Genomic DNA, 26,100 nt, shown 5'->3' with positions numbered 1-26,100 from the left:
CGGCGCCCGTTTTTTTACCTGTGCCTCAACTGCGCGGCGCTCGATCGACCAGGGGTCAGCCCGGGGCCCCGCCTGGGCGCCAAACGTGTGCAATCGTGTCATCGGGTTTACAATCGGCGTTCCTGATCTGGAGTATTCCTGTGCTGACCCATCTCGATTCCCAAGGCCGCGCCCATATGGTCGATGTCACCGACAAAGCGGTGACCTTCCGTGAAGCCGTGGCCGAAGCCCGGGTGCGCATGCTGCCCCAGACCCTGCAAATGATTGTCGACGGCGCCCACCCCAAGGGCGACGTGTTCGCCGTGGCGCGCATCGCCGGGATCCAGGCGGCAAAAAAAACCAGCGACCTGATCCCCCTGTGCCACCCGCTGATGCTCACGGGCGTCAAGCTTGAGTTGAGCGCCGAGGGCAGCGACGCCGTGCGCATCCTGGCGCGCTGCAAACTCAGCGGCCAGACCGGCGTGGAAATGGAAGCCCTCACCGCCGCCAGCGTGGCCGCGCTGACGATCTACGACATGTGCAAGGCCGTGGACCGTGGCATGACCATCGAACATATCCGCCTGCTGGAAAAACTCGGCGGCAAGAGCGGGCATTTCAAGGCGGACGAACAATGAGCGTGACTGTGCTGTTTTTTGCCCGCTATCGCGAGGCGCTGGACCTGGACTCGCTGGACGTCGAAGGTGACTTCGCCACGGTGGGCGCGTTGCGCCAGGCGCTGGCGGGGGACCCGGGTTTTGAAGTGCTCAACGAACCCGGCCTGATGTGTGCCCGCAACGAAGAACTCTGCACCCTCGACGAGCCGCTGGTGGACGGCGATGAAGTGGCCTTTTTCCCGCCTGTGACCGGAGGCTGAGCATGAGCGTTCGTGTGCAGGCCCAGGCATTTGACCCAGGCGCCGAACTCAACGCCATGCACGCGGCCAATGTGGGCGTGGGCGCGGTGGTGAGTTTTGTCGGCTACGTGCGCGACTTCAACGATGGCCGGGACGTGGCGGGGATGTTTCTTGAGCACTACCCGGGCATGACCGAAAAGGCCCTGGCCACGATCGCCACCGAAGCCGGGCAGCGTTGGCCGCTGCTCAAACTCCAAGTGCTGCACCGCATCGGCGCGCTGGAGCCGGGCGAACCGATTGTGTTTGTCGCCGCCGCCAGTGCCCATCGCCAGGCGGCGTTCGAGGCGTGTGCGTTTGTGATGGATTACCTGAAGACGCGGGCGCCGTTCTGGAAGAAAGAAAACACCGCCCAAGGCCCGCGCTGGGTCGAAGGGCGGGCCAGCGACCAGGCGGCCGCTGATCGCTGGGCATGACGCGCGCAAGCGTCCTCTAAAAACGACAGTGGGAGCCCCTTGCCAGCGGGCTCCCACCGTGTGTGGCGCGGTTGCCCTCAGGGGCGTTTGCGCTCCACCGCACGCAGCAGGTGCGTGGGCGGCATTTCGCAACTGATCTTGCGCCCCAGCAGCGCTTCGATCGAGGGCAGTTGGTAGGAATCGTCTTCACCGGCAAAGCTGATCGACACACCCGCAGCACCGGCACGGCCGGTACGGCCAATGCGGTGCACGTAGTCGTCCGGCACTTCCGGCAGGGTGAAGTTGATCACGTGGCTGATGCCATCGATATGAATCCCGCGGCCTGCCACATCGGTGGCCACCAGCACGCGAATCTTGCCCTCACGAAAACCCTCCAGGGTCTTGATCCGCTTGTGTTGCGGTACGTCACCCGACAGCTGCGCGGCGTTCACGCCATCGCGTACCAGGCGTTCCTCGATGCGGCGCACTTCGTCCTTGCGGTTGGCGAACACCATTACGCGCTCCCAGCCGTTGTCGTTGACCAGGTTGTAGAGCAGCTTGTATTTGTCGGCACCGGCCACGGCGTAGATGTGTTGCTCGACGTTTTCGTTGGCGACGTTTTCGGCCTCGATCTCGACGATGGACGGGTCGGTGGTCCACTGGCGGGCCAGGTTCATCACGTCATCGGTAAAGGTTGCGGAAAAGAGCAGGGTCTGGCGCTCACTTTTCGGCGGGGTCTGGCGAATGATCTGACGCACTTGAGGGATAAAGCCCATGTCGAGCATGCGGTCGGCTTCGTCCAGCACCATCACTTCGACCATGTCCAGGTGCACGTCGCCGCGCTGGTTGAAGTCGAGCAGGCGGCCGGGGGTGGCGACGAGGATGTCGCAGTGGCGCGCCTCAAGGTGCTTGAGTTGCTTGTCGAAGTCCATGCCGCCCACAAACGTCATCACGTTGAGGCCGGTGTATTTGGTCAGGTCGGCGGCGTCCTTGGCGATCTGCACCACCAGCTCCCGGGTCGGGGCGATGATCAGTGCGCGCGGCTCGCCCATGTAGCGTTCCTTGGGCGGCGGCGTATCGAGCAGTTGGGTGATGGTGGAGATCAGAAATGCGGCGGTCTTGCCCGTGCCGGTCTGGGCGCGACCGATCGCGTCTTTGCCTGCCAGCGTGAAGCCCAGCACTTGCGCCTGGATCGGCGTGCAGTACGGAAACCCCAGGTCCTGGATGGCGTGCATCAGTTCCGGGGCCAGCTTGAAGTCATGAAAGCGGGTCTTGCCTTCCTGGGGTTCGACCACGAAGTCGTCGAGTTTCCAGGGTTTTACCGCAGGCTTGGGCGCGCGCGCACGGCGCGGCTTTTCCTGGCGTGGCGCCTGGGTGGCGACGGCATCGGTGGCGGGGGCTTTTACAGGCTCCGGCGCAGAAGGCTTTGTGGGCGAGGCAACCGGCGCGGGGCGGGCGGACTGTTTGGCGTCTTGGGCGGGGGCAGGTGCGCTGACGGGCTCAGCCTCGCCTTTGCCGAACATCTTCTTGAGTGCTTTGAGCACGGTCATCTCATTAATTGGTTAAGGAATGTACGCCGGCCAGTGTAATGCAAGAATCGGGCGCGGCGTAGTGCGTCTGTCATGTGGCTACATAAAGTGTGGTTTTCAGCCCAGGCGAGCGGTCAACCAGTCACTGATAGTGTGTATCTCCTCAGGTAACACTTCGTGACCCATTGGGTATTCCTGCCATGTCACGGTGACACTACGGGCGTTCAGGTGATCGTAGGCGCTGCGGCCCATGGCGTACTGCACCACGTCATCGTGCTGGCCGTGCAGGCAAAGCACCGGGATTTGCTGCTGGCTGGCGGACAACGTCAGTTCGTCGCTGAAGGTCGGGGCGTAGGTCGACAGGGCCAATACACCGCCCAGCGCGCCTTGCCACCTCAAAAAAGCGGTGTGAAAGACCACGGCGCCGCCTTGGGAAAACCCGGCGAGAAAAATCCGCGAGGCTTCTATTCCGCTGTTCTTCTGCGCTTCGATCAATTCGATGATTGTGTTTGCAGATGTTTCAAGTTCTTCCAGGCTGATAGAACGGGCCGGGCTCATGGCCTTGATGTCGTACCAGCTGGGCATTTCATAACCGCCATTGATCGTCACCGGGCGGGTCGGGGCCTGCGGTAGCACAAAGCGGGTGGTTTGCAAGGTTTCCTGAAGCATCTCGGCCACGGGCAGGAAGTCGTAACGGTCGGCACCCAGGCCATGCAGCCAGATGACGCAGGCGTCTGCGGGCTTGGCGGGCTGAAGAATCAAGGGGTCGGTCATGGTTGCTCCAAATAAGTGCGCGCGCGCCGAATGGGTGCATCGCAACGGTGCGCAAGAGGTTGATCTGTTAAGAATATGTCGCAAGGTTGAATCTTTTTCTATTGACCCTGGGTCGAAGCGGGTCAGCAAGCAGTCTGGTACGGGGCTTGCTAAGGCAACGGTGATGTCAAGGCTCTCCTGCGGCGGTAACACTATCAGTGACAGCCTGCCGAGGGATAGCGACTGGACGTACAGCGAAAGCCTTGTGCCGTTTGACCCTAAAAAAACCAAGACGGGTCAATTACGCCTCAAAAGGGTGCGGCAAGGCCAAGCTCCGACACAACAAGAGCAACTTTGGAGGTTTGAATGAAGGTATTGAAATCCACCCTGGCGGTCGTCTGCGCAGCCGCTGTGCTGGGTGTCAGCGGTTTCGCCCAAGCCGGCGCCACCCTGGACGCGGTACAGAAGAAAGGTTTTGTGCAATGTGGCGTGAGTGACGGTCTGCCGGGTTTCTCGGTACCGGATGCCAGCGGCAAGATTCTGGGGATCGACGCTGACGTTTGCCGCGCTGTTGCTGCCGCCGTCTTCGGTGACGCCACCAAAGTCAAATTCAGCCAGTTGAACGCCAAGGAGCGTTTCACCGCTCTGCAATCGGGCGAAGTCGATATCCTGTCGCGTAACACCACCATGACCAGCTCCCGCGATGCGGGCATGGGCCTGAAGTTTCCAGGCTTCATCACCTATTTCGACGGTGTTGGCTTTTTGGTGAACAACAAGCTGGGCGTGAAAAGTGCCAAGGAACTGGACGGTGCGACCATTTGCATCCAGGCCGGTACGACCACCGAGCTGAACGTGTCGGACTACTTCCGCGCCAACAACCTCAAATACACCCCGATCACCTTCGACACCTCCGATGAAAGCGCCAAGTCGCTGGAATCGGGTCGTTGCGACGTGCTGACCTCCGACAAGTCCCAGCTCTACGCACAGCGCAGCAAGCTGGCCTCGCCGAAGGACTACGTGGTACTGCCAGAAACTATCTCCAAAGAGCCTCTGGGCCCAGTGGTACGTAACGGCGACGACGAGTGGCTGGCCATCGTGCGTTGGGTTGGCTACGCCATGCTCAATGCCGAAGAAGCCGGTATCACTTCCAAAAACGTCGAGGCTGAAGCCAAGTCCACCAAGAACCCGGACGTTGCCCGCCTGCTGGGTGGCGACGGTGAATACGGCAAAGACCTGAAGCTGCGCAAGGACTGGGTCGTACAGATCGTCAAGCAAGTCGGTAACTACGGCGAAATCTTCGAGAAAAACCTCGGCAAGAGCACCCCGCTGGAAATCGACCGCGGCCTGAACGCGCTGTGGAACAACGGCGGCATTCAATACGCACCGCCTGTGCGCTGATCGCTGATGGTTCTATCACCCGGTGGGCCAACCACCGGGTGATGTTCTGTTCCATTTTTTTCGGGGCACTCCATGCAAAATCAAATCGGCGCACCCAAGCAGAAGTTCAGCTTCAGCGATCCTAAAGTGCGTGCGTGGCTATTCCAGATCATTACCGTCGTGGCGGTGATATCGCTGGGCTGGTACTTGTTCAACAACACGCAAACCAACCTGGCACACCGAGGCATTACCTCGGGTTTCGATTTTCTTGAGCGCAGTGCCGGTTTCGGTATCGCGCAACACCTGATTCCCTACGTCGAGTCGGACAGTTACTACCGGGTCTTCGTCATCGGTCTGCTCAACACCTTGCTGGTGACGGTGATCGGCGTGGTCCTGGCGACCCTCCTCGGTTTCATCATCGGCGTGGCGCGGCTGTCGCCGAACTGGATCATCAGCAAGCTGGCCACGGTGTATGTGGAAGTGTTCCGCAACATTCCGCCGCTGCTGCAAATCCTGTTCTGGTACTTCGCGGTATTCCTGACCATGCCGGGGCCGCGCAACAGCCACAACTTCTGGGACACGTTCTACGTCAGCAGCCGCGGCCTGAACATGCCCGCCGCGATCGCCGCCGACGGGTTCTGGCCCTTCTGGATCAGCCTGGTCGTGGCCATCGTTGCCATCGTGCTGATGAGCCGCTGGGCCACTCGGCGTTTTGAAGCCACCGGCGTGCCGTTCCATAAGTTCTGGGCGGGCCTTGGGCTGTTCATCGTGATTCCATCGCTGAGCATGCTGGTGTTTGGCGTGCCGGTGCACTGGGAGATGCCAAAGCTTGCCGGCTTCAACTTCGTTGGCGGCTGGGTACTGATCCCTGAACTGCTCGCACTGACCCTGGCACTGACCGTCTACACCGCGGCGTTCATCGCCGAGATCGTGCGTTCGGGCATCAAGTCCGTCAGCCACGGCCAGACCGAAGCTGCGCGTTCGCTGGGCCTGCGCCCGGGGCCGACGCTGCGCAAGGTCATCATCCCGCAAGCCCTGCGGGTGATCATTCCGCCGCTGACCAGCCAATACCTGAACCTGGCGAAGAACTCCTCGCTGGCCGCCGGTATCGGTTACCCGGAAATGGTTTCGCTGTTTGCCGGCACGGTGCTCAACCAGACCGGCCAGGCCATCGAAGTCATTGCCATCACCATGAGCGTGTACCTGGCGATCAGCATCAGCATTTCCCTGCTGATGAACTGGTACAACAAGCGCATTGCGCTGATCGAGCGGTGAGGACACCTGCATGAGTACGCATACTTTCAAACCCGACATGCCGCCACCGAGCAAGGTTTTCGGGCCCGTGGCGTGGATGCGCGCCAACATGTTCTCCAGCTGGCTGAACACGTTGTTGACGCTGTTTGCTTTCTACCTGATTTACCTGGTGATCCCGCCGATCCTGCATTGGGCCATCCTGGACGCCAACTGGGTCGGCACCACCAAGGCCGACTGCACCAAGGCGGGCGCCTGCTGGGTGTTCGTCGAGCAGCGCTTCGGCCAGTTCATGTACGGCTACTACCCGCAGGAACTGCGCTGGCGCGTGGACCTGACCGTGTGGCTGGCCATCGTGGGCGCGGCGCCGTTGTTCATCTCGCGCTTCTCGCGCAAGGCGGTCTACGGCCTGAGCTTTATCGTGCTGTACCCGATCATCGCCTACTGCCTGTTGCACGGCGGCGTGTTTGGCCTGAGCAACATCGCGACCAGCCAGTGGGGCGGCCTGATGCTGACCCTGGTGATTGCCACCGTGGGCATTGCGGGCGCCTTGCCGCTGGGTATCGTGCTGGCCCTGGGGCGCCGCTCCAACATGCCGGCAGTGCGTGTGGTGTGCGTGACCTTCATCGAGTTCTGGCGCGGCGTGCCGCTGATCACCGTGCTGTTCATGTCCTCGGTGATGCTGCCGTTGTTCCTGCCCGAAGGCATGAACTTCGACAAGCTGCTGCGGGCGTTGATCGGTGTGATCCTGTTCCAGTCGGCCTACGTGGCCGAAGTGGTGCGCGGTGGTTTGCAGGCCATCCCCAAAGGTCAGTACGAAGCGGCCGCAGCGATGGGCCTGGGCTACTGGCGCAGCATGGGCCTGGTGATTCTGCCGCAAGCCCTGAAGCTGGTGATCCCGGGTATCGTCAACACGTTTATTGCGCTGTTCAAAGACACGAGCCTGGTGATCATCATCGGCCTGTTCGACCTGCTCAACAGCGTCAAACAAGCCGCCGCCGATCCCAAATGGCTGGGCATGGCCACTGAAGGCTATGTATTTGCCGCCCTGGTGTTCTGGATTTTCTGTTTTGGTATGTCGCGCTATTCCATGCATCTGGAACGCAAGCTCGACACAGGCCACAAGCGTTAGGAGTTTTTCTGATGAGCGAAGCAATCAAAAAGCCTGTGGGCCCTGAAGGCATTATCCAGATGCAGGGCGTGAACAAGTGGTACGGCCAGTTCCACGTGTTGAAAGACATCAACCTCAACGTGAAACAGGGCGAGCGTATCGTGCTGTGCGGCCCGTCGGGTTCGGGCAAGTCCACCACCATCCGCTGCCTCAACCGCCTGGAAGAACACCAGCAAGGCCGCATCGTGGTCGACGGCGTGGAACTGACCAACGACCTCAAGCAGATCGAAGCGATCCGCCGCGAAGTCGGCATGGTGTTCCAGCACTTCAACCTGTTCCCGCACCTGACCATCCTGCAGAACTGCACGCTGGCGCCGATGTGGGTGCGCAAGATGCCCAAGCGCAAGGCCGAGGAAATCGCCATGCATTACCTGGAGCGCGTACGCATTCCAGAGCAGGCGCACAAGTTCCCGGGGCAACTCTCGGGTGGCCAGCAACAGCGTGTGGCGATTGCCCGGGCGCTGTGCATGAAGCCCAAGATCATGCTGTTCGACGAGCCGACCTCGGCGCTGGACCCGGAAATGGTGAAAGAAGTGCTGGACACCATGATCGGCCTGGCCGAAGACGGCATGACCATGTTGTGCGTAACCCACGAAATGGGCTTTGCCCGCACCGTGGCCAACCGCGTGATCTTCATGGACAAGGGCGAAATCGTCGAACAGGCCGCGCCGAACGACTTCTTCGACAACCCGCAGAACGAGCGCACCAAGCTGTTCCTGAGCCAGATCCTGCATTGATCGATGCGTGAGGCTTGAACACAAACCCGGCCCTGCGCCGGGTTTGTTTTTTTCGGGCTAGGACGCTTTGAGCGTTTCGGCCCCGTCGCTCACGGTGCAGGTGAAGGCGTTGTGCAGGTCGGCCCCCTCGGCCAACGCCGCCGCCTCGCCCAGCAGGTGAGGGTAGCGGTCCAGCAGGCGCATTAGCACCATCAAGGGTTTGGGCGGCGGTACTTCGCCGCGCTCATAACGTGAAAACGCGTTGTGCCCGCCACCGGACAGCAGCGCCACGGTTTCTTTTTGCGTCAGGTGCAGCTTGCGGCGGATGCGCTTGAGCTCGCTGCCGACGATCCGCCGGGCGGCGTGCAGCAGGTCGTCACTGGCCCTGGCATGACGGTCGGCGCTGTCGGCGTCATACAGGCCGTCTTCGCACACCGGGCATTCCCAGCCGCACAGATCATCGACGCGTCGCTCCATGCCTTTGATGCGCAGGGTTTCACTGCGCCCTTCAAAGCGGACCATGGCGCCGGGGGCCCCACAGATACAGCAATCCTGAATGTTCATGGGTTCATCCTTTTGAAGGAAATCACCGGCGGGTGACTGCCCGAGCAGTAAGTGACCTTGAGGTAGATCTCCAGACCGTGTGAATGGGTGGGGTAAACGTCATGCCAGGTGCGGTGATCGGCGTAAGAGGTCATCGACTTGTAAAACAGGCTGTTCTGCAGGTCGAAAACGATCGCTTGCATCTCGCTGATGTCGAGGTTCAAACCCCTCCCTGTGGTTTTTGCGGTACGGGTAAAGGCCCTGGCTCCCAGCCGCCTCACATCCGCTTTTATCACCGCGAGATCGTAATGAGGTGTGTACTTTTCCATAAGACACCTGAGTCAATAGTTACCCTTTAAGGGTAATTTTGCCAATCGAAAATTGAGTTTTTTTGTTGCCTCAAAACCCTAGTGCGTTGCCCTTGTAGGAAAGTCCGAATACGATGTGGGAAAATTCATCCTATGATTGGACGAAACTGCACAGCTCATGACAGACATCACCCCGCTGATCAAACGCTCCCTCGTTGACCAGGCCCTGGACCAACTGCGCCAGCGCATCACCCAGGGCACCTGGGCGATTGGCGAGCGTCTGCCCACCGAGCCTGAGCTGGCCGCCGAGCTGGGCATCAGCCGCAACACCATGCGCGAGGCCATGCGGGTGCTGGCGTTTTGCGGGTTGATCGAGGTGCGCCAGGGCGACGGCAGTTACCTGCGTTCGATGACCGACCCACTGGGCACGCTGAGGGCGCTGTCCCATTGCACCCTGGGCCAGGCCCAGGAAACGCGGCAGATCCTGGAAGCCGAAGCCGTGGGCCTGGCCGCCCTGCGCCGCACCGACGAAGACCTGCAAGGCTTGCGCGAGGCCTTGCGGGTGAGCGCCGAGCACTATCACGGCGACCTTGAGCGCTACATCGACGCAGACCTGGTGTTCCACAAACGCCTGGTCGACGCCGCGCACAACCCGGCGCTGAGCGAGCTGTACCAGTATTTCTCGGGCGTCGTCGGCGCCCAGTTGCGCCAGACCCTCAACATCACGCCGCGCCGCCAGGCCGTGTTCGACCTGCACGAAGCGCTGCTGGACGCGGTGGCGCAGCAAGACCCCGAACGCGCCAAGGCGCTTTCCCGGCAATTGATCAATGAACCTTGAACCCGAGCCCACCATGACCCGTCCAGAACACCCGCCACGCCCGGCCGAACTTGAACGACTGCTGATCGACGCCGAAGCCGACGACGCCGTGGTGCAGCACACCCCCCCGCCCGTACGCCGCCCGTGGCTGTTGCTGCTGGGCCTGGTGCTGATGGCGTTGAACCTGCGCCCGGCGCTGTCGAGCATGTCGCCGTTGCTGGCTGATGTGGCGCGCAGCCTGGGGTTGTCCGCCGCCGAAGCGGGCCTGCTGACCACTTTGCCCGTGCTGTGCCTGGGCCTGTTCGCCCCCACGGCGCCGCTGTTGGCCCGACGCTTTGGCGCCGAGCGGGTGGTGCTGGGGATTTTGCTGATGCTGGCCGCAGGCATTCTGGTGCGCAGTGCGTTTGGTGAAGTGGGGGTGTTTGTGGGCAGCCTGATCGCCGGGGCGAGCATCGGCATCATCGGTGTGTTGTTGCCGGGTATCGTCAAGCGCGATTTTGCCAAGCAGGCCGGCACCATGACCGGCGTCTACACCATGGCGCTGTGCCTGGGCGCGGCCATGGCGGCGGGCGCCAGCGTGCCGATCAGCCAGCATTTTGCCAATAGCTGGAGCATCGGCCTGGGGGTGTGGGCCGTGCCTGCGCTGGTGGCGGCGCTGTTCTGGTTGCCGCAAGTGGGGCACAGACAGGGCGCCCATCAAGTGGCGTATCGGGTCAAGGGGCTGTTGCGTGATCCGCTGGCCTGGCAAGTGACGCTTTACATGGGCCTGCAATCGTCCCTGGCCTACATCGTGTTTGGCTGGTTGCCGTCGATGTTGATCGGCCGTGGCCTGAGCGCCACCGAAGCGGGGCTGGTGCTGTCGGGCGCGGTGATCGTGCAGTTGGTCAGCTCGCTGGCGGCGCCGTGGCTGGCCACCCGTGGCAAGGATCAGCGCGTGGCCATTGTGCTGGTGATGGTCATGACCCTGGGCGGTATGTTCGGCTGCGTGTACGCCCCCATCGAAGGCCTGTGGGGCTGGGCGATCCTGTTGGGGCTGGGCCAGGGCGGTACGTTCAGCCTGGCGCTGACCCTGATCGTGCTGCGCTCGCGCGATGCCCACGTGGCCGCCAACCTGTCGGGCATGGCCCAGGGCATCGGCTACATCCTGGCGTCCCTGGGGCCGTTCGCCGTCGGCCTGGTGCATGACTGGACCGGCGGCTGGGCGGCCGTGGGCTGGATCTTCGCGGTGATCGGCCTGGGCGGCATCGTTGCCGGTATCGGCGCAGGCCGCGCGCTGTACGTGGGCGTGCGCAGCGAGCAGGTCTAGAGGTACACCACCTCCAGCGTGGCCGAGCCGTCCAGCAGGGTGTCGGTGGTCAGGTCCAGGTTCTGCCGGGCGTTGATCACCGCCTCCAGTGTCAGCGTGCTGGTCAGGCTCTGGATCGCTGAGGGGCCGGCCGCGCTGCCGGCCAGGTCAGTAAAACCCAGCAGGCTGCGCGAGCCGATGTCGATAGGGTTGGTATTGGCTGGGCGCCACGCCACGCCGCCGGTGGTGGACTCGGTGCCGTAGATCACTGGCAGGGCGTCGGCCACCGTTTGCTTGGGGTCGAAACTCACCGAATACACCCCCAGTTTGTTGCCGCTGGCGTCCAGGCCCAGCCCGTAGAAAATCTCGCTGTTGACGTGGGCCGTGCCGTCGCGGTTGTCGCGCATGCGCAGGGCGAAACGGCCGGGGGCATTGCAGCTCACGGTGAAGGTCAAAAACTTGAGCGGCAACCGCGTGCCGTTCGCCTGGTTGAGGTCTTGCCGGGAAATCTTGCCAAAGTCGATCAGCCCGCCGCCGGAAAAGCTCGGCGTGCAGGCCATGGGCGTGATCAGCCCGCTGACGGTCAGTTCCACGGTGGACGCGGCCTGGGCCGGGTTGGCACACGCCATCAGGCAGAGGACGGTCAAATGCATCAGATAACGGCTCATGGAAAGGCTCCTACAGGTAGTGGATTTCAAGGGTGGCGGCGCCGTCCAGGCGCACTTCGCTGCCCAGGTCCAGCTCGCCCAGCGGGGCGATCACCGCTTCCAGGCTGGCGGTGGCGCTGAGGTTTTGAATGGCCGCAGGGCCGCCGGTACTGCCCGCGGTCGTGGCAAAGCCCAGGTAACGATCGGCCGCCGCGCCCAGCGGGCTGCTGTTGGCGGCGCTCCAGGGCAGGCTGCCGGTGGCCGAGTCGGTGCGGTAGAGCTGCGCGAATTGATCGGCGGTGACCCGTGTGGGGTCGAAGACCAACCGATAGCGGCCGATCTTTTGCTGGCGTGCATCCAGGCCCAGCCCGTAAGTGCTGGCATCGGCACTGCCGGTGGCCGAGCCCGGGCGGTTGTCTTGCAGGCGCAGGGCAAAAAAGGTCGGTGCATCGCAGCCCACCGTGAGCAGCACCGGGCGCGGCGCCAGTGCGGTTTCCTGTTGCGGGTGCAAGTCGCCGACCGACAGTTTGCCCAAGGCCACGTGGCCGCCATTGGACAAGCTGGGCGTGCACGCCGCCGGGGCAAAGCGCGCCAGCAGGGTCAATTCGCGGGAGCGACCGGCGCTGGCGTCGAACACCCCGCTGGCCTCCCACGTCACCGCATCGCTCACCCGCACCGCCTCTTCCCGTGCCCAGGCGCTCACGCTGATCTGCACTGACAAGCTGGCACCGGTCACCGGCACCCCGGCGCGCATCGGCACCAGCCCGTGGCCCGGGCGCCAGGGCAAGCGGCTCGCCACCTCGACGGGCGCCAGGCCTTTGCCGGGCAGAGAGCCCAGTTCCACCGCCTGGCCGTCCAGCACGGCGTCACTGGCGTGCAGGCGGTAATGGCCCCGTTCGGTAAAGCCAAATTGCTCGGCACCCGCCGCCAGCCCCCGGTAAAACACGCTCATGTCGGTGGCGGTGGGGCAGTTCAGGCTGAGGCTCAGGCGGCGTTCGCCCAGCCGCCGTTCGGCTGCGGGCAGGGGCGCGACGGCGCGGTTTGTCAGGCCAAAATCCAGGCGCGATTCGCTGAGGTTGAGTTGGCAGGCCTCGTTGCTCCAGGCCGGGAGGGCCAGTGCTGAGAGGGTCAATAACACGACGGGTTTCAAGCCCATGGCAGAAGTCCTCATGAGGGTTGGCACCGGGCCGGTGCGGTTTCAAAGTACACGTCAGGGTCACCGTCCTTGGGCAGCACAAAGTCCAGGCGGCAGCGCGCTTGCCCGGGTGCCTTGACCCACAGCGGGCGGGTGTCGAGCACGTCTGGCAAGAACACCTGGCTGCCTTCTTGCACCAGCGTCACGAACTCGCCGTCGGCGGTGCTCACGGTGGCGCCCCGGGGCAGCGGCTGGCCGTCGGCGCGGGTGACGTCCAGCAGCACACGGCGGGTGAGGGACACGCCGAACTGCACGTTGTCCACCGCGCCGCGCCCGGCAGAAATCACCGCCAGGCCATTGCTGATATCGGCGTTGCGCGGCAGTGAGCGGGTGTGCACCTCCACCGGGCTGCGGCCATAGGCATTGAGTTGCGGCACCACGGCCTGGCCTTGCCAGTCGGTCCACACCGGGCCGCTGGGGGTGGTGACTTTGACCCCGGCCATGTCGCCCACCGACACCACGGCAAACGTGTCGCGAACCGGGTAGGGCGAGAACGTCACCCCGTCGCCATGCACCACCACGCCGCCACGCGCACCGCCTTGATAGCTGGAGCGCTGGTCGTCGGCGCGGGTGTAGTTGAAGTCCAACTGGCTGTACCAGGGCAGGGCGGACACCCCCAGGGACGTCTCCACCTCACGGTCGCGGCTGTCGCGCTCCACGCCCACGCGGTAGCTCAACTGGTCGTTGAGCTGCTCGCTCAAGCCTGCGCCGATGCGGTGTTCGCCGCCGGTATTGCGCGCCCAGGCGCGGGCGCGGCGGTTTTCGCCCAGGGGCAGGCTGACATTGAGGTAGACGCTGTTGTCGTTCTGCTGACGGCCGCCCACTTGCCATTCGGCACTGGCAGAAATCGACACCCCGCCAACGCTCGTGCCCCACGACGCCAACGCCCGGCTGCTGCTGTAACCGGCGTAGGACGCCGAGCGCGACACCCCGGCGCTGAACGCTCCGAGCCAAGGGTGGGCCCACGACGCGGTGAGGCTTTGTTGGTCGCGGTAACGCGAGCGTTCCTGGTCGCGGGTGTAGCGGGTGTAGGTGGACGCTTCGAGGTCGCGGTAATCCAGGCTGCGCCAGGAGCCGGAGGTGGTCACGGCCCAGCGTTCGTTAAAGCGCTGGGACCACGACAAGTCGGTCTGCACCCCGCGCTCATTGCCGTTGCGACTGGCCTGGGCAGCCTGCGCCGAGAACTGCACCTGGCTGTCTTGCCAGGCCAGCCAGCCCAGGGTCATCCCGACCGATCGGTACGCATCGGCCACCAGCGCCCCGCCGCCCAGGCTCACCTGGGGGTGCAGCGCGCCGTTCCAGCCAGCGCTGACCACCCAGGGCTCGGCGCCAGCGCCGTCGCCGATCTGGCGCACCCGCCCGGCGGCCACCGAGTAACCCGGCGCGGGCAACCCCAGGCCGAGCATCGCGGCGGGCACGCTGAAGCGGCGTTCGTCGCCGAGGCTTTCCCTCACTGTCACCTCTACGTCTGAACGGCTGTTGAGGCGGCGCACGTCAGTCAGCGCGAACGGCCCGGCCGGCACCACGGTGGAGTGGATCAAGGTGCCGTTCTGGCGGATCTCCACCTGGGCCGGGCTGTTGGCGATGCCGTTGATGGTCGCGCCCTGGCTCTGGTCCTGCAGCGCGGTTTCGGTCATCACCTGGGCGCCGGTGATTTGCGTACCGGCCAGCACTGGGTTGTACAGGGTCAGCTGGCCGGCCTGGACCACCGCGTGTTGCGCGGCAAAGGTGCGCTGGGCGTAGGCGTCGAGGTGCGCGGTGCGCGACACCTTGTCTTGCCAGGTCTGCACCTGGCGGCTGCGCACGATCCAGTCGCCCGCGTTAAAACCCACCTCGGTGTTGGCCGAGGCAAAGCGGCTGGTGTCATCGCCAAATGCGGTGTGCAGCCCGGTCAGGTCGTAGTTGAGCAACCCGGCAAACCCGCCGGTCCGGTAGCCGGATATGTCACGCACCGCCGGGCGCAAGGCGTCGGTGGGCACCACCAGCGCCAGGTTCAGGCCCGCCGGGTCTTGCTCGATGACGGTTTGCGGGTAGTCGGCGATAAAGCCCTGGCAGGCGCTGGGCGCGGGGGCGTCGCCGGGTATTTTCAGGTCACCGGCGTCCAGCAGCGCGCGGTCGAAACACAGCGCGCCCTGGCGGTCGAACACCACGTCCACACGGCCGCGGCGCTGGCCATTGACGCTCAGGTTGACGGCATGACGCCCGGCGGTATAACGCGGCGCGTCCAACAGCAGGTTGGCCAGTTCCGGGTCGATGCCGCGCTGGGCCAGGGTCTGTGGGTCGAAGGTGGCGGCCCGGGCTTCGTTGGCCGACAGGGCCAGTGCAAGGCCCGCCAGCAGCTGGCGTGTTGAACCGCCGGGCACGGCCCTGCCGTCGCGGTCAGTGGTTACTGTGCTCACAAGGTCGTTCTCGAATAGGGGAAGCGGGTGTGCCGATGTGTACCCGTCGGGGCCGCTTCCGGTGGCCTTACGTGAGGCCACTTCGTTGTTATGGGGGCGCCGTCCGTTGGCGTCCGGCGATCAAAGGGTGATCGGTGCTTCGTAGGGCGCCACGGCAAACCCGTACACGGTGGCCGGTTGCAGCTGCACGCGGGTGGCGCCGGGCGCGTCGGCGGCCACGGTCAGGGTTTCACCCGGCAACACGTAGGTGCGCGGCAACAGCGCGGGCGCGTTGCCGGGCAGCAGGCGCAGTTCCTGGGCCAGGCGCACCACATACGGCGAGGGGTTGTGCACGCTCAATTGCGTGTTGCTCAAGCGCCAGGTCAACCCGGTCCAGGGCGTACGGTTGGGCGCCAGGCCCTTGGGGTGCAGGATCACCGGCAGGTTCTGGCGCACCGTCACGCCCACGCGGGCGTGCCCGGCCTGGGCGTCTGGGCGGCCCTGGGGCATGCCCTCGAAAATCACCCGCTTGAGGCGCTGGGTGGTCAGCGGCTGGGATGATTGCAGGATGAAGCGGATCAACTGGCTCTTGGACGGCTCGACCCGCGCCAGTGGCGGGGTGACAAACAGCAGTTTGTCGCTGTCTTCGGGGATGTCTTCAAGGGTCACGTGTAGCAGTGCCAGCTTGTCGTCGGTGTTGGTCACCGACACCGAGGCTTCGCCGTCGGCCTCGTGGACGATCACCACGGAGGTGTCCGGCACCATGCCGTCGGCGCGGGCCGCGCCGTACAGCAGCAAGGCCAGCACGCCGACGCATAGGTGTTGAAAAGGAAAACCAGCAGTAGGGGACATGGTTAGAGATACCTCAAGTCAAGCACGATGGAGCCATCCAGCGGCACGGCCTGGTCCAGCGTCAGGTAGGCGGCGGCGTTGATGGCGGTGGTGACGTGCAAGGTGGCGGTGACCAGCCGATGGGCCTCGGGCACCAGCGTGCCGGGCCGGGCAAAACCCATGTAGTTGTCCGGGTAGGCATTGGACTCGGGAAACCAGGTCAGGCCCTGGTTACTGGAGGCCAGCACCAGCGCCGGTTGCCCGTCGGCCACCACGTTGCGAATGGCCAGCGACACCGTGCCCAGGCGCTCGGTGGGCGCATGCACATTGGTGCCCAGGCCGTAATAAAACCCCGGGCCCAGTGAGGAGCCGGCGCGGTTATCCACACCCACCAGCACAAACAGCACCGGGTCGTTGCAGCTCACGCTCAGGTCCAGCGCCCGGGCGGGCAACTGGCTGAATTCGTACTGGTTGAGGCTGCGGGCCGGCACCTTGCCGTGGTCGACGATGCCGTCGGCCGACAACAGCGGCGTGCAGGCATGCGGGGTGATCAGGCCCGACACCGTCAGTTCGGCATTGGAGGCCGCCAGCGCGCTGTGACCGAACAGGCAGAGCGTGGCAAGCAGGTGTGCAATCGCGTTTTTCATGGTGTCGTGGTTACCGGGGCCCGGGGTTAAGGTTTACAGGTAGACGATCTGCAGCGTGGCGGAACCGTCCAGGGTGATTTCGTTGCTCAGGTCCATGTCCTGCGTGGGCGCGATGTAGGTCGAGAACCGCAGGCCCATTTGCAGGTTTTGCACCGGGATCGGTGCGGACGCGTCAGACGCCGAGGCCACCGACTGATACGCCAGCGGGATGATCGTGCGCTCGGCAAACCAGGTGAGGCCGCGATCGTCCGAAGCGATGGTCTGCACCACCACGCCGTCGGCGACAGGGTCGAGCATGCGCAGCGAATAACTGCCCAGCTTGTGCCCGTCGACCAGGCCCAGGCCAAAGCTGTCGGTGGGTTCGGGGGCGGAGCCTGGGCGATTGTCGAAGGCTTCGAAGGCCATCAGGGTGGCGGCGTCGCAGGCCACGGTCAGGTCCAGGACGCTGTAGCCCAGGTGGGTGCTGGCGGTGGGGCTCAGGTCTTTGGCCGACACCTTGCCGTAGTCCACCGCGCCACCGGCAGACAGGCCAGGGGTGCAGGCGCTGGGCGTGATCAGGCCCTTGACTGTCAGGTCCACGCTGGACGCGGCGGACACAGTGCTGCTGGCCGTGGCGATGAGGGTGGTCAGCAGCAGGGCGGGAAATGTTTTCATGGTGATTTCACCTTTATTGTTCAGGCAGGGCAGGGAATGCCGTTACAGGTAGCGCACGGTCAGGGTGACCGAGCCGTCGATGGCCGCTTCGTTGGTCAGGGTCAGGCCGCTGGTGGGGGCGATTCGGGGTGTCACGTACAGGTCGGCGCTGAACGCTTGCACCGGCATGGGCGCCACGGTGCTGGCGTCGGCCACCGACAACAGCAGGTGACGCATCAGGTAGCGTTCGGTGAACCAGGTGTTGCCGCCGTCTTCGGAGCCGATGGTGCGCACCGGCACTCCGTCGGCGACCGGGGAGATCAGGCGCAGCTGCATGGCGCCGAGTTTTTCGTTGCCGTTGATCAGGCCCAGACCGAACTCCATGCTGTCGTTGTTGAAGTCGGTGCCGTCGCGGTTGTCCTGGCTTTCCAGGGCCATGAGGGTCATGCCGTCGCAGCTCACGGTCAGCTGCAGGATTTGTTGCTCAAGCGGGGTGGGGCGGTCGGGCTGAAGGTCTTTGGCCGAAATCTTGCCGTACTCCACCGCCCCGCCGTTGGACAAGGCCGGGGTGCAGGCGCTCGGGGTGATCAGGCCTTTGACGGTCAGGTCCACGCTGGAGGCGGCGAGCGCGTTGCCTGCGCTGGCGAGCAGCGCGGCGGCGAGGAGGGGTTTGAAGGGCATGTGCATGATGAAACTCCAGGGTCCAGGGGGGTTGAAAAAAGGCTTACCAGTACTTCAGTTGCAGCGTGATTTGACCGTCGATGGGCACTTCATCGAGCAGGGTCAGGTCGCTGGCCGGCGCAATCACGGTAAAGGCGCGAAGGCGGGCGGACAGGTCTTGCAAGGCGATAGGGCGGCTGGTGTCGCTGGCCGTGGCGAACGCCGTAAGGCCTGCGTGACCCAGGTAAGAGGACGGCCCCCAACTGGCGCCGCCATCGCGTGAGAGCACGCTGTACACCGCCACGCCGTCGGCCATCGGTTCGAACAAACCAAGCGCCACGCTGCCCAGTTTCTGGTCGTCATTGACCATGCCCAGCCCGTGGTGGGCCGGGTTGATCGCCGACGTGCCCGCGCGGTTGTCCACGGTGTTGAGGGTGAACAACGTGGCGCCCTCGCAGACGATCGTCAGCTGCATCTCGCCCGCTTGCAGGCGAGTGGGCAGGTCGCGATCCAGGTCGGCGCCGGTGAGCTTGCCGTGGTCGATCACGCCCCCGCCGGACAGCGCTGGCGTGCAGGAGCTGGGGGTGATGATGCCGGTGACGCTCAGGTCGGTCTGGCTGGCGGCCTGGGCACCCGGCATGCCGGTGGATAACAGCAGGGCCAGGGCGGCGGGGGTGTATCTCTGCATGGGCACAAATCCTTGTGGGTGAATGAAACCGTTGGGTTACAGGTAGATCACGTCCACCGTGGCGGAGCCGTCCAGCGTCACTTGCCCGGTCAACGTCAGGCTGTTGGCCGGGGCGATACTGGGTTCGATGTGCAACTCGGTGGTCAGCGCCTGCAGCGGTATCGGCGCGGGCGTGCCGGTGGCGCGGTTGCCGAACGCCGCCAGTTGATGCGCCACCAGCCAGGTGCCGTCGGGCACCAGCCACCAGGACGCGCCGCCGTCCAGCGACATCAGAGGCTGTACCGGCATGCTGTCGGCGAGCGGGTTGCGCACCGTCAGCAGGTAGGTGCCCAGCTTCTGATCACCGTTAATCAGGCCCAGGCCGTAGCCATAGCCGTCATCCTTGTGCGCCGTGCCCGGGCGGTTATCCCGGCCGCGCAGGGCGAACAGGGTGGGCGCCGTACAGCTCACCGCCAGTTGCAAGACGCTGGGCGCCAGCCAGGTGGAGGTGTCGGGCAAAAGGTCGCTGGCGGCCAACTTGCCGTAATCCACCACGCCACCGCGGGTCAGGGACGGGGTGCAGGCGCTGGGCGTGATCAGGCCCTCGACGCGCAGGTCGGTGCTGCTGGCGGCGAGTGCGTGGGGGGCCAGTGCACTCAGCAGGGTGAGTGCAGCGCCTTGGGCGGTCTTGATCACAAGTAAACCAGGTCCAGGGTCGCCGAACCGTCCAGCGGCATTTGCTGGTCGGCAGGCAGCGTTTGCGTCGGCGCGATGCTTGGGTTGATACGCAGGTCGAAGGTCAGCTCCTTGGCCGGCCAGGGAGCGAGTACGCCGGACCAGTTATCGCCAAAACTTGTGAGGGCGCCGGGTGTCCAGGCGATGCCCGGTGTGATGATCGTCCACGTCTGGCCGTTGTCAGCGGACCTGAGCGCGCTGACGGGACGGTTGTCGGCCACGGGCCGGAAGATGTACATCCAGTAGCCGCCCACCCGCACGTTGTCGTTGACCATGCCCAGGCTATACATGTTGGGGTTGGTGGGCGCTGGGTGTTCGGGGCGGTTGTCGCGGGGCTGCAAGGCAAAACGGGTAACGGCTTCGCAACTGATGCGCACCTGCAGCATCGTGTCCGCAAGCGTCGTCCAACTGGTGGGCTTGAGGTCTTTGAAGGACAGCTTGCCGTAGTCGACGGTGCCGCCGTTGCTCACGCTGGGTGTGCAGGCGCTGGGCGTAATGGTGCCCTTGACGGACAGGTCGGTGCTGCTGGCGGCCAGGGCCCAGGGGCAACTGATGAGCAGCAGCGTGCCCGCCAGGGCTGCGAGAGAGGCTTTCATGTGAACGGTATTCCTGTGCAGGGACTCAGGGACATATCAGGGGGCGCGGCAAACTTGCTCGCAGGATTTAGGGGGATCCAGGGAGCACGCGCGGTTCTTGTAAAGCGGGGGGAAAGTTATCGCCGGGAACCCGCGAGGTGAATGCAACTAATACGATTGTCCCCGGCCCCGGGAACTTACGCGTGTCGGTGCAGGGGGGTAGCGTGCGACAGCGTTGAAAAAAACCGCATGTCGTAGTTGTTGTATCGTTGTTTGAGCCCCTCTGGGCTATGTTCCGCGCTCTTTTTTGCGCTGTTCTTGCGCGTGGCAAGCGCGGCGTTATGGCACGGGAAGTTGCAGTGCGAGATCAATGGCAGCACGTCCAGGTTCTGGTAGTGGACGACCAGCTCACCTATCGGTTGTTGATGAGTGCCCTGCTGGAAAGGCTGGGTGTGCCCCATGTGACCTGCGCGAATGGCGCGGTGGCCCTGGAGACGATGGCTGGTGGCGGTTTTGACCTGGTCATCAGCGATTGCCGCATGCCGGTCATGGACGGGTACGCCATGACCCGCGAACTGCGCCGGCGCGAGCGTGAGGCGGGCCTGCCCCGGGTGCCGGTGATGGCCTTGACCGCGTGCCTGGGGGGCGAGGAGGTGCGGCGCTGCGTGGAATGCGGCATGGACGGCTGCTTGCCCAAGCCGGTCACCCTGGATCAACTGCGCGAGGTGTTCCGCTATTGGCTGGCGCCCCCACACGCGCCTGCGCCCGATCACACGAGCCCGCCCCCGCGTCACCCCGCGCCCAGCCGCACCAGTCTGATTGCCACTTTTGGTTCGTGGGCGGTGGTCGAGTCGTTGCTGTCGAGCCTGTTGCTCGAAGCCCGGGAAGACCTGGCCCACCTGGCCTATGCCGAAGCGCGTCAGGATACGCAACTGATGGGGCAGTGCACGCACCGCCTGGTGGGCAGCATGGCGTTTCTTGGCGCGGCGCAGTTCGAGTCTCAGGCCGCGGCGCTGATGGCCCAGGTGGCCCGTGTCGGGGTGCCCCGTAGCGCAGCTGACTTGAAGAACTTCCGACAGGAAGTTGAAAGATATTTGGAATATTTGAGTAAGCTCTAAGTGGAGTTGTTGAAGGAATTTATCCCTCTGTTGTGTAGTACTTTTCTGTATGTCATTTCTTTTTATTTTGTAGGCCTACTTACAGGCCCCATGGAATAAGGCGTACACGCAATTCAGCGATGTTATTGCCGGTTGTTGCAGCCGGACGGTCAAGGTATTTTGACTGCTAACTAATTGCCATCATGGGGACTTACCAATGCTTCGCATAATTATTGCTGACGACCACCCTATCGTCCGTGTCGGACAGCGAGTGGTGATCGAGGCGAGTGGTAAATGCAGGGTGGTAGGCGAGGCCAATGGCCCGGATGAACTGCTGGCCTTGGTGGCCAGCCAACCCTGCGACGTGATCGTCACCGACTTTGCAATGCCGGGCGACCAACAGGCCGACGGTTATGGCTTGCTGGGCTTGTTGCACCGCCAATACCCGCGGTTGCCGGTCATTCTGGTGACCATGTTTGCCAACGTCGCCACCCTGCGCGCCGCGCTGGGCCACGGTGCACGCGGCGTGGTGGCCAAGAGCGCATCGGCACGCGAGCTGCCCGAGGCGTTGCAGACGGTGGTGCAGGGGCGCACGTTCGTCAGCGAGTGCCTGCGCGTCCAACTGGACCAGGCCGGGCTGTCGCAACCGACGCAAACCCCCACCTTGTCGGGCAAGGAGCAGGAGGTGGTGCGCATGCTTGCCAGCGGCATGACCGTCAGCCAGATCGCCGCCCGGGTCAACCGCAGCATTTCAACGATCAGTAAACAGAAAAGTACTGCGATGAACCGCTTATGTATTTCCACCGACGTGGACTTATATGCCTATGCGCGGGATGCCGGCATGGTGCCTTAGTTGAATAAGTTCATTCGTATTAGTTGCATTCAACTGCCGAGGTCAACACGTTAACTTGTGACCTGTACGCACCGCTGCATAAAAGGGTGCGACTGATAAAACCGACATCCCAAGTCCCTAAAGCGCACACACAGTCCGCCAGACGCATAACGCCGGGCGTGTGCTTGAGTGCGTTTGTCAAATGAGTCTCTAACGATGAAATATGCTCTGACCGCGGCCACTGCCGCGCTCTTGATGGCCAGTTCCACCCATGGGCTGGCCGCTTCCAGTGTCGACCTGAGTGTCAAAGGCACCATTACCCCGTCGGCGTGTACGCCGGTGTTGTCTCAGGGCGGTGTGGTGGATCATGGCAAGATCTCCATCAGTGACCTGAAAAGTTCGCGAAACCTGTTACGCCCCGTCACCGTGCAATTGGCGGTCAATTGCGACGGCGCAACGCTGATGGCGTTCAAGTCCACGGATAACCGTGAGGGCACTGCCGATCATCTCGGGCTGGTTTTCGGCCTGGGCATGAGCGGCGATGGGCAGAAGCTTGGGTACTACGAACTGAAAACGGCCAACACCTTGGCCGACGGTGAGGCGGTGCCTGTCGTGGAGTCGCCCGACGGGGTGAGCTGGCAAGGGATTGTCGGCGACCAGATCTGGCAACCAGGCTGGATGCGCTCGGTCAGCCGCAACGCGGACAGCACCCCTGTCGCGGTGCAGAGCCTGACCACGGACGTCATCGTGCAAACCACCCTCAGTCGGCCGAAGATCGGCACCGAGGACATCCCGCTGGACGGTAGCGCCACCCTGGACATCGTCTACCTGTAAACGCACCAGCCCCCAGGCGTCGGCATCATTCTTGTCATGAATACCCATGGTGTTCGCCGCGTGCGCGGACTATCGTGCACGCCTGACAATAATGAGCCGGAGCCTGCCCATGAGTGATGCCCACGACGCCCTGATCACCCGTTTCTACCAAGCGTTCCAACGCCTGGACGCCGACGCCATGGCCGCCTGCTACACCGACGACGTGGTGTTCAGCGACCCGGCGTTTGGCGAACTGCGCGGGGCCGATGCGGGCGACATGTGGCGCATGCTCACCACCCGCGCCAAAGACTTTTCCCTGACGTTCGACCACGTACGCAGCGACGAACACAGCGGCGGCGCGCATTGGGTGGCCACCTACCTGTTCAGCGCCACGGGCAACACCGTGGTCAACGATATCCAGGCGCGTTTCGTGTTTCGCGACGGCAAGATCTGCGAACACCACGACCGTTTTGACCTGTGGCGCTGGTCCCGCCAGGCGCTGGGCACCAAGGGCCTGCTGCTTGGGTGGACGCCGTTGGTGCAAAACGCCGTACGCACCCAGGCGCGCAAAGGCTTGAAGGCATTTCAGGCGAGTCGTTGATAAGATTGGCGCCCCTTTGGCTTGCCGACCCCGCCCGTGACGACTCCCGCTCAAACCCCACCCAAGCCGTGGTACGTGTACCTGGTACGCGCCGCCAACGGCTCGCTGTATTGCGGCATCAGCAACGACCCGGTGCGCCGTTTTGCCATGCACCAGAGCGGCAAGGGCGCGCGGTTTTTCCTCTCCAGCCCGGCCGTGGCGCTGGTGTACACCGAAGTGTGCGCGAGCAAGGCCGAGGCGCTGCGCCAGGAGCGGTTGATCAAGAAACTCAAGAAGAGTGCCAAGGAGTGCCTGGCGGCGAGTGGGGCGTTGGTCTGATCGACGGGGTCTGATGACGCCGTTTCAAGCGCGGCTGGGTATTGCGCATCAGAGCCGGGGAGAAATCTGCGCTCTTTCCCTGCAAGTGCTTGCGTGTCATGTTGTTGGCCTCGCTATCGAAGGAACTCTGGCCAACAGAGTTACATTGATAGCGATACAGGAAAGTTGTTAACACCACCGTTGCCCATCAACGGGTGACTAACACGCTGCAATAGCCTTTAAGATGACTTTGATTGGGAGCAGCATTGGCGTGCTTTGGTTCACATCCGGCGCGGAAACTTTCTTAAAGCCAAGCTGTTCATAAAAGGAAACAGCATTGGGGGCTGAGTCCAAATAAACGCCTTTGATAGGGATTTCTTTGTGGACCCGTGCCGCTTGTTTGAACGCTTCCATGAGAAGTTGTTGGCCTATGCCCAACCCCTGATATTTTTCATCAACCCCAAGCATCACCAACCTGATGACCGATACTCTGGACGGCAGGTTGGTATCGCTGATTGCATTTTTTGCAATCGCTTTCTCGATATCTGCCAGCGTCAGCGTGCAGAAACCCACCACGTCCCCGGACGGGGCAATAGCTCCGATAGCGTTGATATTCTCGCTTTTCAGAGCACGTTTGAGGCTGCCCCTGTAGTACGAGTCAATTACGTCGACACCGGAGGCGAATGTCTTGAAATAATTATATTTTTCGAAATTGGCAAGCAGATTGCCGTCAATTTCACATGTTGGCATCCCGTTTGTTTTCATGCTCACCTCTCATTAGTTTAAGTAGGGCACTGGTAGGTGCGGCTGTTTCAGCGTCAGCAAGAATGGCTTGTAGTTGGTTAAAGGCGGTTTCTGATAGCTCTATTCTCCTGTGGTTTTCAATGACCTCTTCTGCTTTGGCAAACGCGGAGGCGATGATGAAGGCCGTCATATCTAATCCGGAAATGGAGGCGGCTTGTTTAATTCGCTCCTTTGCAAATTCAGTGGTTTTTATTTCGAGTCTTGCACTTTTTGCTGGTTTTAATGTCTTGTCTAACGTTTTCATGGACATACCTACTTAGGTTTTTCGATGATTTGTTCCTTTAAGGAGTCAGGTGAGTTCCGACTCGCTTTCGAGCCCTGGAAGGTTCTTTTTTAATCACAGTGGTTGCCTCACTTGGTTTAAAGATTTCTAGAGTCTAAGATTTTTAAAGTCTGAGTTTTCCTTGCGGTACGGATATTGACCGTACGGAAATGATCTGTCAAGGTGTACGTATAATAGCCGTACGCTTGCGCTTTCTCCTGGTCATGTCGACGCGGTATGCGCATGCTGGCCTGGCTGATCTGGCCGGAAGAGGCAATCTGGATTTTCTCGTTAAAGAATGCGGATATTTAGGTTGAAAAAGCCGATTTTGGTGCTGTGTAAATGATGACAAAGACTTGTCTTAATGGGCCATTCAGCCCATTTGCCACTGGAATCTAAAAAATGCCCGAGCTGATCCTCCACCACTACCCCCAGTCCCCGTTCGCAGAAAAAGTCCGCTTGATCCTGGGGTTCAAGGGCTTGTCCTGGCGCTCGGTGCATATCGCGCCGATGATGCCAAAGCCTGATCTCACCGCGCTCACCGGCGGTTATCGCAAGACCCCGGTGTTGCAGGTGGGCGCCGATATTTATTGCGACACGGCGTTGATCGCCCGCCGCCTGGAGCAGGAAAACGCCTCGCCGACGCTGTTCCCCCAAGGCCTTGAACTGGTGGCGCAGGGCTTTGCCGCCTGGGCCGACGCCGTGGTGTTTCCCCATTCCGTGGCGCTGGTGTTCCAGCCGGCGTCGGCGGCGGTGAGGTTCGCCCAGGTTCCACCGCAGGCGCTTGAGGCGCTGGTGGCCGATCGCGGCAAGTTGTTCACCGGCGGCAGCGCCTCCCGCATGCAGGCCGACCAGGCCCGGCACCAATGGCCGGTGATCATTGGGCGTGTTGACCAACAGTTGCAGGGGCAAGCGGGGGGCTTTCTGTTTGGTGAGCCCTCGATTGCCGACTTCGCCCTGGCCCATCCGTTGTGGTTTTTGATGGGGTCACCGGTGACTGCGCTGCTGGTGGACAGTTATCCGGCGGTGAGTGCGTGGCTGGCGCGGGTCGCTGCGTTTGGCCATGGCACGTCCAGCCCGATGACCGCCGACGAGGCCCTGGACATCGCCCGCACGGCCACGCCCGCGCCTTTGCCAGACGAGGTGTTTGAAGACCCCAACGGCTTCAAGCCCGGCCAGCAGGTCACCATCGCCGCCACCGATTATGGGGTAGATCCGGTTGCTGGCGAGTTGCTGTTTGCCGGCCGTGAAGCGCTGATCCTGCGGCGCACCGATGCGCGCGGCGGCACTGTGCATGTGCATTTCCCGCGCATGGGGTTTCGCATCGAAGCGCAATAAACAAATTATTTTCAAACACAGGTGAGGTAAACCGGCGGGCCATCCGTGTAGTGC

At 62.9% G+C, this 26,100-nt stretch carries 32 protein-coding genes; 16 read left to right on the top strand and 16 right to left on the bottom strand.

Going from position 1 to position 26,100, the window contains the following annotated elements:
* The first annotated feature begins 140 nt into the window (after positions 1 to 140).
* Genes moaC through moaE form a run of 3 tightly spaced genes read left to right on the top strand, consistent with a single transcriptional unit; the run spans position 141 to position 1,305 of the window.
* Complete coding sequence (moaC, locus tag ACW9H9_RS06105; protein WP_457342213.1) at positions 141 to 614, top strand: cyclic pyranopterin monophosphate synthase MoaC; 474 nt, start codon at positions 141 to 143, stop codon at positions 612 to 614.
* Positions 611 to 853, top strand: coding sequence for a molybdopterin converting factor subunit 1 (gene moaD, locus ACW9H9_RS06100; protein ID WP_457342214.1), 243 nt, complete (start codon positions 611 to 613; stop codon positions 851 to 853). The genes moaC and moaD overlap by 4 nt, the downstream gene beginning before the upstream one ends.
* Before the next feature lie 2 nt (positions 854 to 855).
* Positions 856 to 1,305, top strand: a complete 450-nt coding sequence (moaE, locus tag ACW9H9_RS06095; RefSeq protein WP_457342215.1) for a molybdopterin synthase catalytic subunit MoaE — start codon at positions 856 to 858, stop codon at positions 1,303 to 1,305.
* 77 nt (positions 1,306 to 1,382) lie between these two features.
* Here moaE and rhlB read toward each other — a convergent pair whose 3' ends face one another.
* Together rhlB and ACW9H9_RS06085 are read right to left on the bottom strand one after the other, a co-directional pair.
* Positions 1,383 to 2,834, bottom strand: a complete 1,452-nt coding sequence (rhlB, locus tag ACW9H9_RS06090) for an ATP-dependent RNA helicase RhlB (RefSeq protein WP_457342216.1) — start codon at positions 2,832 to 2,834, stop codon at positions 1,383 to 1,385.
* Positions 2,835 to 2,930: 96 nt separating this feature from the next.
* Complete coding sequence (locus ACW9H9_RS06085) at positions 2,931 to 3,587, bottom strand: alpha/beta hydrolase (RefSeq protein ID WP_457342217.1); 657 nt, start codon at positions 3,585 to 3,587, stop codon at positions 2,931 to 2,933.
* Here ACW9H9_RS06085 and ACW9H9_RS06080 point away from each other — a divergent pair.
* The 5 genes from ACW9H9_RS06080 (at position 3,586) to ACW9H9_RS06060 (ending at position 8,102) form a co-directional block, all read left to right on the top strand.
* Positions 3,586 to 3,936 (top strand): hypothetical protein, encoded by a 351-nt coding sequence (locus ACW9H9_RS06080; RefSeq protein ID WP_457342218.1) that lies wholly within the window; start codon positions 3,586 to 3,588, stop codon positions 3,934 to 3,936. The two genes, ACW9H9_RS06085 and ACW9H9_RS06080, sit on opposite strands and share 2 nt — an antisense overlap.
* Positions 3,933 to 4,964: an amino acid ABC transporter substrate-binding protein gene (locus tag ACW9H9_RS06075; protein ID WP_457342219.1), complete on the top strand. Its 1,032-nt coding sequence runs from the start codon at positions 3,933 to 3,935 to the stop codon at positions 4,962 to 4,964. Before ACW9H9_RS06080 ends, ACW9H9_RS06075 begins: the two co-directional genes overlap by 4 nt.
* Positions 4,965 to 5,036: 72 nt before the next feature.
* The gene (locus ACW9H9_RS06070) at positions 5,037 to 6,218 is read left to right on the top strand and encodes an amino acid ABC transporter permease (protein ID WP_457342220.1); all 1,182 of its coding nucleotides are present in this window, start codon (positions 5,037 to 5,039) and stop codon (positions 6,216 to 6,218) included.
* 10 nt (positions 6,219 to 6,228) lie between these two features.
* A complete protein-coding gene (locus ACW9H9_RS06065) occupies positions 6,229 to 7,326 on the top strand; it encodes an amino acid ABC transporter permease (protein WP_457342221.1) in 1,098 nt (365 codons plus the stop codon).
* 11 nt (positions 7,327 to 7,337) lie between these two features.
* Complete coding sequence (locus ACW9H9_RS06060) at positions 7,338 to 8,102, top strand: amino acid ABC transporter ATP-binding protein (protein ID WP_008080191.1); 765 nt, start codon at positions 7,338 to 7,340, stop codon at positions 8,100 to 8,102.
* Between the two features lie 57 nt (positions 8,103 to 8,159).
* Here the strand turns inward: ACW9H9_RS06060 and ACW9H9_RS06055 are convergent, their stop codons facing one another.
* Both ACW9H9_RS06055 and ACW9H9_RS06050 read right to left on the bottom strand, forming a co-directional pair.
* Complete coding sequence (locus tag ACW9H9_RS06055) at positions 8,160 to 8,645, bottom strand: type II toxin-antitoxin system MqsA family antitoxin (protein WP_457342222.1); 486 nt, start codon at positions 8,643 to 8,645, stop codon at positions 8,160 to 8,162.
* Positions 8,642 to 8,953, bottom strand: a complete 312-nt coding sequence (locus ACW9H9_RS06050) for a type II toxin-antitoxin system MqsR family toxin (RefSeq protein ID WP_457342223.1) — start codon at positions 8,951 to 8,953, stop codon at positions 8,642 to 8,644. Before ACW9H9_RS06050 ends, ACW9H9_RS06055 begins: the two co-directional genes overlap by 4 nt.
* Before the next feature lie 157 nt (positions 8,954 to 9,110).
* On the opposite strand from ACW9H9_RS06050, the gene ACW9H9_RS06045 reads away from it, so the two are divergent.
* Both ACW9H9_RS06045 and ACW9H9_RS06040 read left to right on the top strand, forming a co-directional pair.
* Positions 9,111 to 9,770: a FadR/GntR family transcriptional regulator gene (locus ACW9H9_RS06045; protein ID WP_457342224.1), complete on the top strand. Its 660-nt coding sequence runs from the start codon at positions 9,111 to 9,113 to the stop codon at positions 9,768 to 9,770.
* On the top strand, positions 9,760 to 11,055 hold the full coding sequence (locus tag ACW9H9_RS06040; RefSeq protein WP_457342225.1) for a CynX/NimT family MFS transporter: 1,296 nt from the start codon (positions 9,760 to 9,762) through the stop codon (positions 11,053 to 11,055). The genes ACW9H9_RS06045 and ACW9H9_RS06040 overlap by 11 nt, the downstream gene beginning before the upstream one ends.
* Here ACW9H9_RS06040 and ACW9H9_RS06035 read toward each other — a convergent pair.
* From ACW9H9_RS06035 to ACW9H9_RS05990, 10 genes are all read right to left on the bottom strand, one after another.
* Positions 11,052 to 11,702 (bottom strand): DUF1120 domain-containing protein, encoded by a 651-nt coding sequence (locus ACW9H9_RS06035; RefSeq protein ID WP_457342226.1) that lies wholly within the window; start codon positions 11,700 to 11,702, stop codon positions 11,052 to 11,054. The two genes, ACW9H9_RS06040 and ACW9H9_RS06035, sit on opposite strands and share 4 nt — an antisense overlap.
* A gap of 10 nt (positions 11,703 to 11,712) precedes the next feature.
* A complete protein-coding gene (locus tag ACW9H9_RS06030; RefSeq protein ID WP_457342227.1) occupies positions 11,713 to 12,837 on the bottom strand; it encodes a DUF1120 domain-containing protein in 1,125 nt (374 codons plus the stop codon).
* An 11-nt stretch (positions 12,838 to 12,848) separates the two neighbouring features.
* Positions 12,849 to 15,275: a fimbria/pilus outer membrane usher protein gene (locus ACW9H9_RS06025; RefSeq protein ID WP_457342228.1), complete on the bottom strand. Its 2,427-nt coding sequence runs from the start codon at positions 15,273 to 15,275 to the stop codon at positions 12,849 to 12,851.
* A gap of 120 nt (positions 15,276 to 15,395) precedes the next feature.
* Positions 15,396 to 16,106, bottom strand: a complete 711-nt coding sequence (locus ACW9H9_RS06020; protein WP_457342229.1) for a fimbria/pilus chaperone family protein — start codon at positions 16,104 to 16,106, stop codon at positions 15,396 to 15,398.
* A 2-nt stretch (positions 16,107 to 16,108) separates the two neighbouring features.
* On the bottom strand, positions 16,109 to 16,732 hold the full coding sequence (locus ACW9H9_RS06015) for a DUF1120 domain-containing protein (protein WP_457342230.1): 624 nt from the start codon (positions 16,730 to 16,732) through the stop codon (positions 16,109 to 16,111).
* A 33-nt stretch (positions 16,733 to 16,765) separates the two neighbouring features.
* Entirely contained in the window at positions 16,766 to 17,386 is a 621-nt protein-coding gene (locus ACW9H9_RS06010) for a DUF1120 domain-containing protein (RefSeq protein ID WP_457342231.1), read from the bottom strand.
* A gap of 42 nt (positions 17,387 to 17,428) precedes the next feature.
* Positions 17,429 to 18,052 (bottom strand): DUF1120 domain-containing protein, encoded by a 624-nt coding sequence (locus ACW9H9_RS06005; RefSeq protein WP_457342232.1) that lies wholly within the window; start codon positions 18,050 to 18,052, stop codon positions 17,429 to 17,431.
* Positions 18,053 to 18,089: 37 nt separating this feature from the next.
* Complete coding sequence (locus ACW9H9_RS06000) at positions 18,090 to 18,713, bottom strand: DUF1120 domain-containing protein (protein WP_457342233.1); 624 nt, start codon at positions 18,711 to 18,713, stop codon at positions 18,090 to 18,092.
* Between the two features lie 36 nt (positions 18,714 to 18,749).
* Positions 18,750 to 19,388 carry a DUF1120 domain-containing protein gene (locus tag ACW9H9_RS05995; RefSeq protein WP_457342234.1) on the bottom strand — a complete coding sequence of 213 codons (639 nt, stop codon included), beginning with the start codon at positions 19,386 to 19,388 and terminating at the stop codon, positions 18,750 to 18,752.
* Positions 19,385 to 20,023, bottom strand: coding sequence for a DUF1120 domain-containing protein (locus tag ACW9H9_RS05990; RefSeq protein ID WP_457342235.1), 639 nt, complete (start codon positions 20,021 to 20,023; stop codon positions 19,385 to 19,387). The genes ACW9H9_RS05995 and ACW9H9_RS05990 overlap by 4 nt, the downstream gene beginning before the upstream one ends.
* A gap of 338 nt (positions 20,024 to 20,361) precedes the next feature.
* Here ACW9H9_RS05990 and ACW9H9_RS05985 point away from each other — a divergent pair, with 338 nt between their 5' ends.
* The 5 genes from ACW9H9_RS05985 to ACW9H9_RS05965 all read left to right on the top strand — a co-directional run bounded on the left by ACW9H9_RS05985 (position 20,362) and on the right by ACW9H9_RS05965 (position 23,663).
* Positions 20,362 to 21,120 carry a response regulator gene (locus tag ACW9H9_RS05985; protein WP_457342236.1) on the top strand — a complete coding sequence of 253 codons (759 nt, stop codon included), beginning with the start codon at positions 20,362 to 20,364 and terminating at the stop codon, positions 21,118 to 21,120.
* 196 nt (positions 21,121 to 21,316) lie between these two features.
* Positions 21,317 to 21,952, top strand: a complete 636-nt coding sequence (locus tag ACW9H9_RS05980) for a response regulator (RefSeq protein WP_457342237.1) — start codon at positions 21,317 to 21,319, stop codon at positions 21,950 to 21,952.
* Between the two features lie 195 nt (positions 21,953 to 22,147).
* Positions 22,148 to 22,765 (top strand): DUF1120 domain-containing protein, encoded by a 618-nt coding sequence (locus ACW9H9_RS05975; protein ID WP_457342238.1) that lies wholly within the window; start codon positions 22,148 to 22,150, stop codon positions 22,763 to 22,765.
* A gap of 109 nt (positions 22,766 to 22,874) precedes the next feature.
* Positions 22,875 to 23,345: a nuclear transport factor 2 family protein gene (locus ACW9H9_RS05970; protein WP_457342239.1), complete on the top strand. Its 471-nt coding sequence runs from the start codon at positions 22,875 to 22,877 to the stop codon at positions 23,343 to 23,345.
* Between the two features lie 36 nt (positions 23,346 to 23,381).
* Positions 23,382 to 23,663 carry a GIY-YIG nuclease family protein gene (locus ACW9H9_RS05965; RefSeq protein WP_457342240.1) on the top strand — a complete coding sequence of 94 codons (282 nt, stop codon included), beginning with the start codon at positions 23,382 to 23,384 and terminating at the stop codon, positions 23,661 to 23,663.
* Positions 23,664 to 23,861: 198 nt separating this feature from the next.
* On the opposite strand, the gene ACW9H9_RS05960 is transcribed toward ACW9H9_RS05965, so the two are convergent.
* The gene (locus ACW9H9_RS05960) at positions 23,862 to 24,407 is read right to left on the bottom strand and encodes a GNAT family N-acetyltransferase (protein WP_457342241.1); all 546 of its coding nucleotides are present in this window, start codon (positions 24,405 to 24,407) and stop codon (positions 23,862 to 23,864) included.
* Complete coding sequence (locus ACW9H9_RS05955) at positions 24,379 to 24,690, bottom strand: type II toxin-antitoxin system TacA family antitoxin (protein WP_457342242.1); 312 nt, start codon at positions 24,688 to 24,690, stop codon at positions 24,379 to 24,381. Before ACW9H9_RS05955 ends, ACW9H9_RS05960 begins: the two co-directional genes overlap by 29 nt.
* Positions 24,691 to 25,110: 420 nt before the next feature.
* On the opposite strand from ACW9H9_RS05955, the gene ACW9H9_RS05950 reads away from it, so the two are divergent.
* Positions 25,111 to 26,046 carry a glutathione S-transferase family protein gene (locus ACW9H9_RS05950; RefSeq protein ID WP_457342243.1) on the top strand — a complete coding sequence of 312 codons (936 nt, stop codon included), beginning with the start codon at positions 25,111 to 25,113 and terminating at the stop codon, positions 26,044 to 26,046.
* The last annotated feature ends 54 nt before the right edge of the window (positions 26,047 to 26,100 follow it).

The organism is Pseudomonas sp. SDO5215_S409, from assembly GCF_054071325.1.
Note: the sequence above shows the minus strand (reverse complement) of the source record. Positions and strands in the feature narration are given on the sequence as shown.

Coding starts and splice junctions, on each gene's coding strand:
- moaD (WP_457342214.1), top strand. CDS start 611: ATGAGCGTGACTGTGCTGTTTTTTGCCCGCTATCGCGAGGCGCTGGAC.
- moaE (WP_457342215.1), top strand. CDS start 856: ATGAGCGTTCGTGTGCAGGCCCAGGCATTTGACCCAGGCGCCGAACTC.
- rhlB (WP_457342216.1), bottom strand. CDS start 2,834: ATGACCGTGCTCAAAGCACTCAAGAAGATGTTCGGCAAAGGCGAGGCT.
- ACW9H9_RS06080 (WP_457342218.1), top strand. CDS start 3,586: ATGGTTGCTCCAAATAAGTGCGCGCGCGCCGAATGGGTGCATCGCAAC.
- ACW9H9_RS06085 (WP_457342217.1), bottom strand. CDS start 3,587: ATGACCGACCCCTTGATTCTTCAGCCCGCCAAGCCCGCAGACGCCTGC.
- ACW9H9_RS06075 (WP_457342219.1), top strand. CDS start 3,933: ATGAAGGTATTGAAATCCACCCTGGCGGTCGTCTGCGCAGCCGCTGTG.
- ACW9H9_RS06070 (WP_457342220.1), top strand. CDS start 5,037: ATGCAAAATCAAATCGGCGCACCCAAGCAGAAGTTCAGCTTCAGCGAT.
- ACW9H9_RS06065 (WP_457342221.1), top strand. CDS start 6,229: ATGAGTACGCATACTTTCAAACCCGACATGCCGCCACCGAGCAAGGTT.
- ACW9H9_RS06060 (WP_008080191.1), top strand. CDS start 7,338: ATGAGCGAAGCAATCAAAAAGCCTGTGGGCCCTGAAGGCATTATCCAG.
- ACW9H9_RS06055 (WP_457342222.1), bottom strand. CDS start 8,645: ATGAACATTCAGGATTGCTGTATCTGTGGGGCCCCCGGCGCCATGGTC.
- ACW9H9_RS06050 (WP_457342223.1), bottom strand. CDS start 8,953: ATGGAAAAGTACACACCTCATTACGATCTCGCGGTGATAAAAGCGGAT.
- ACW9H9_RS06045 (WP_457342224.1), top strand. CDS start 9,111: ATGACAGACATCACCCCGCTGATCAAACGCTCCCTCGTTGACCAGGCC.
- ACW9H9_RS06040 (WP_457342225.1), top strand. CDS start 9,760: ATGAACCTTGAACCCGAGCCCACCATGACCCGTCCAGAACACCCGCCA.
- ACW9H9_RS06035 (WP_457342226.1), bottom strand. CDS start 11,702: ATGAGCCGTTATCTGATGCATTTGACCGTCCTCTGCCTGATGGCGTGT.
- ACW9H9_RS06030 (WP_457342227.1), bottom strand. CDS start 12,837: ATGGGCTTGAAACCCGTCGTGTTATTGACCCTCTCAGCACTGGCCCTC.
- ACW9H9_RS06020 (WP_457342229.1), bottom strand. CDS start 16,106: ATGTCCCCTACTGCTGGTTTTCCTTTTCAACACCTATGCGTCGGCGTG.
- ACW9H9_RS06015 (WP_457342230.1), bottom strand. CDS start 16,732: ATGAAAAACGCGATTGCACACCTGCTTGCCACGCTCTGCCTGTTCGGT.
- ACW9H9_RS06010 (WP_457342231.1), bottom strand. CDS start 17,386: ATGAAAACATTTCCCGCCCTGCTGCTGACCACCCTCATCGCCACGGCC.
- ACW9H9_RS06005 (WP_457342232.1), bottom strand. CDS start 18,052: ATGCACATGCCCTTCAAACCCCTCCTCGCCGCCGCGCTGCTCGCCAGC.
- ACW9H9_RS06000 (WP_457342233.1), bottom strand. CDS start 18,713: ATGCAGAGATACACCCCCGCCGCCCTGGCCCTGCTGTTATCCACCGGC.
- ACW9H9_RS05990 (WP_457342235.1), bottom strand. CDS start 20,023: ATGAAAGCCTCTCTCGCAGCCCTGGCGGGCACGCTGCTGCTCATCAGT.
- ACW9H9_RS05980 (WP_457342237.1), top strand. CDS start 21,317: ATGCTTCGCATAATTATTGCTGACGACCACCCTATCGTCCGTGTCGGA.
- ACW9H9_RS05975 (WP_457342238.1), top strand. CDS start 22,148: ATGAAATATGCTCTGACCGCGGCCACTGCCGCGCTCTTGATGGCCAGT.
- ACW9H9_RS05970 (WP_457342239.1), top strand. CDS start 22,875: ATGAGTGATGCCCACGACGCCCTGATCACCCGTTTCTACCAAGCGTTC.
- ACW9H9_RS05960 (WP_457342241.1), bottom strand. CDS start 24,407: ATGAAAACAAACGGGATGCCAACATGTGAAATTGACGGCAATCTGCTT.
- ACW9H9_RS05955 (WP_457342242.1), bottom strand. CDS start 24,690: ATGAAAACGTTAGACAAGACATTAAAACCAGCAAAAAGTGCAAGACTC.
- ACW9H9_RS05950 (WP_457342243.1), top strand. CDS start 25,111: ATGCCCGAGCTGATCCTCCACCACTACCCCCAGTCCCCGTTCGCAGAA.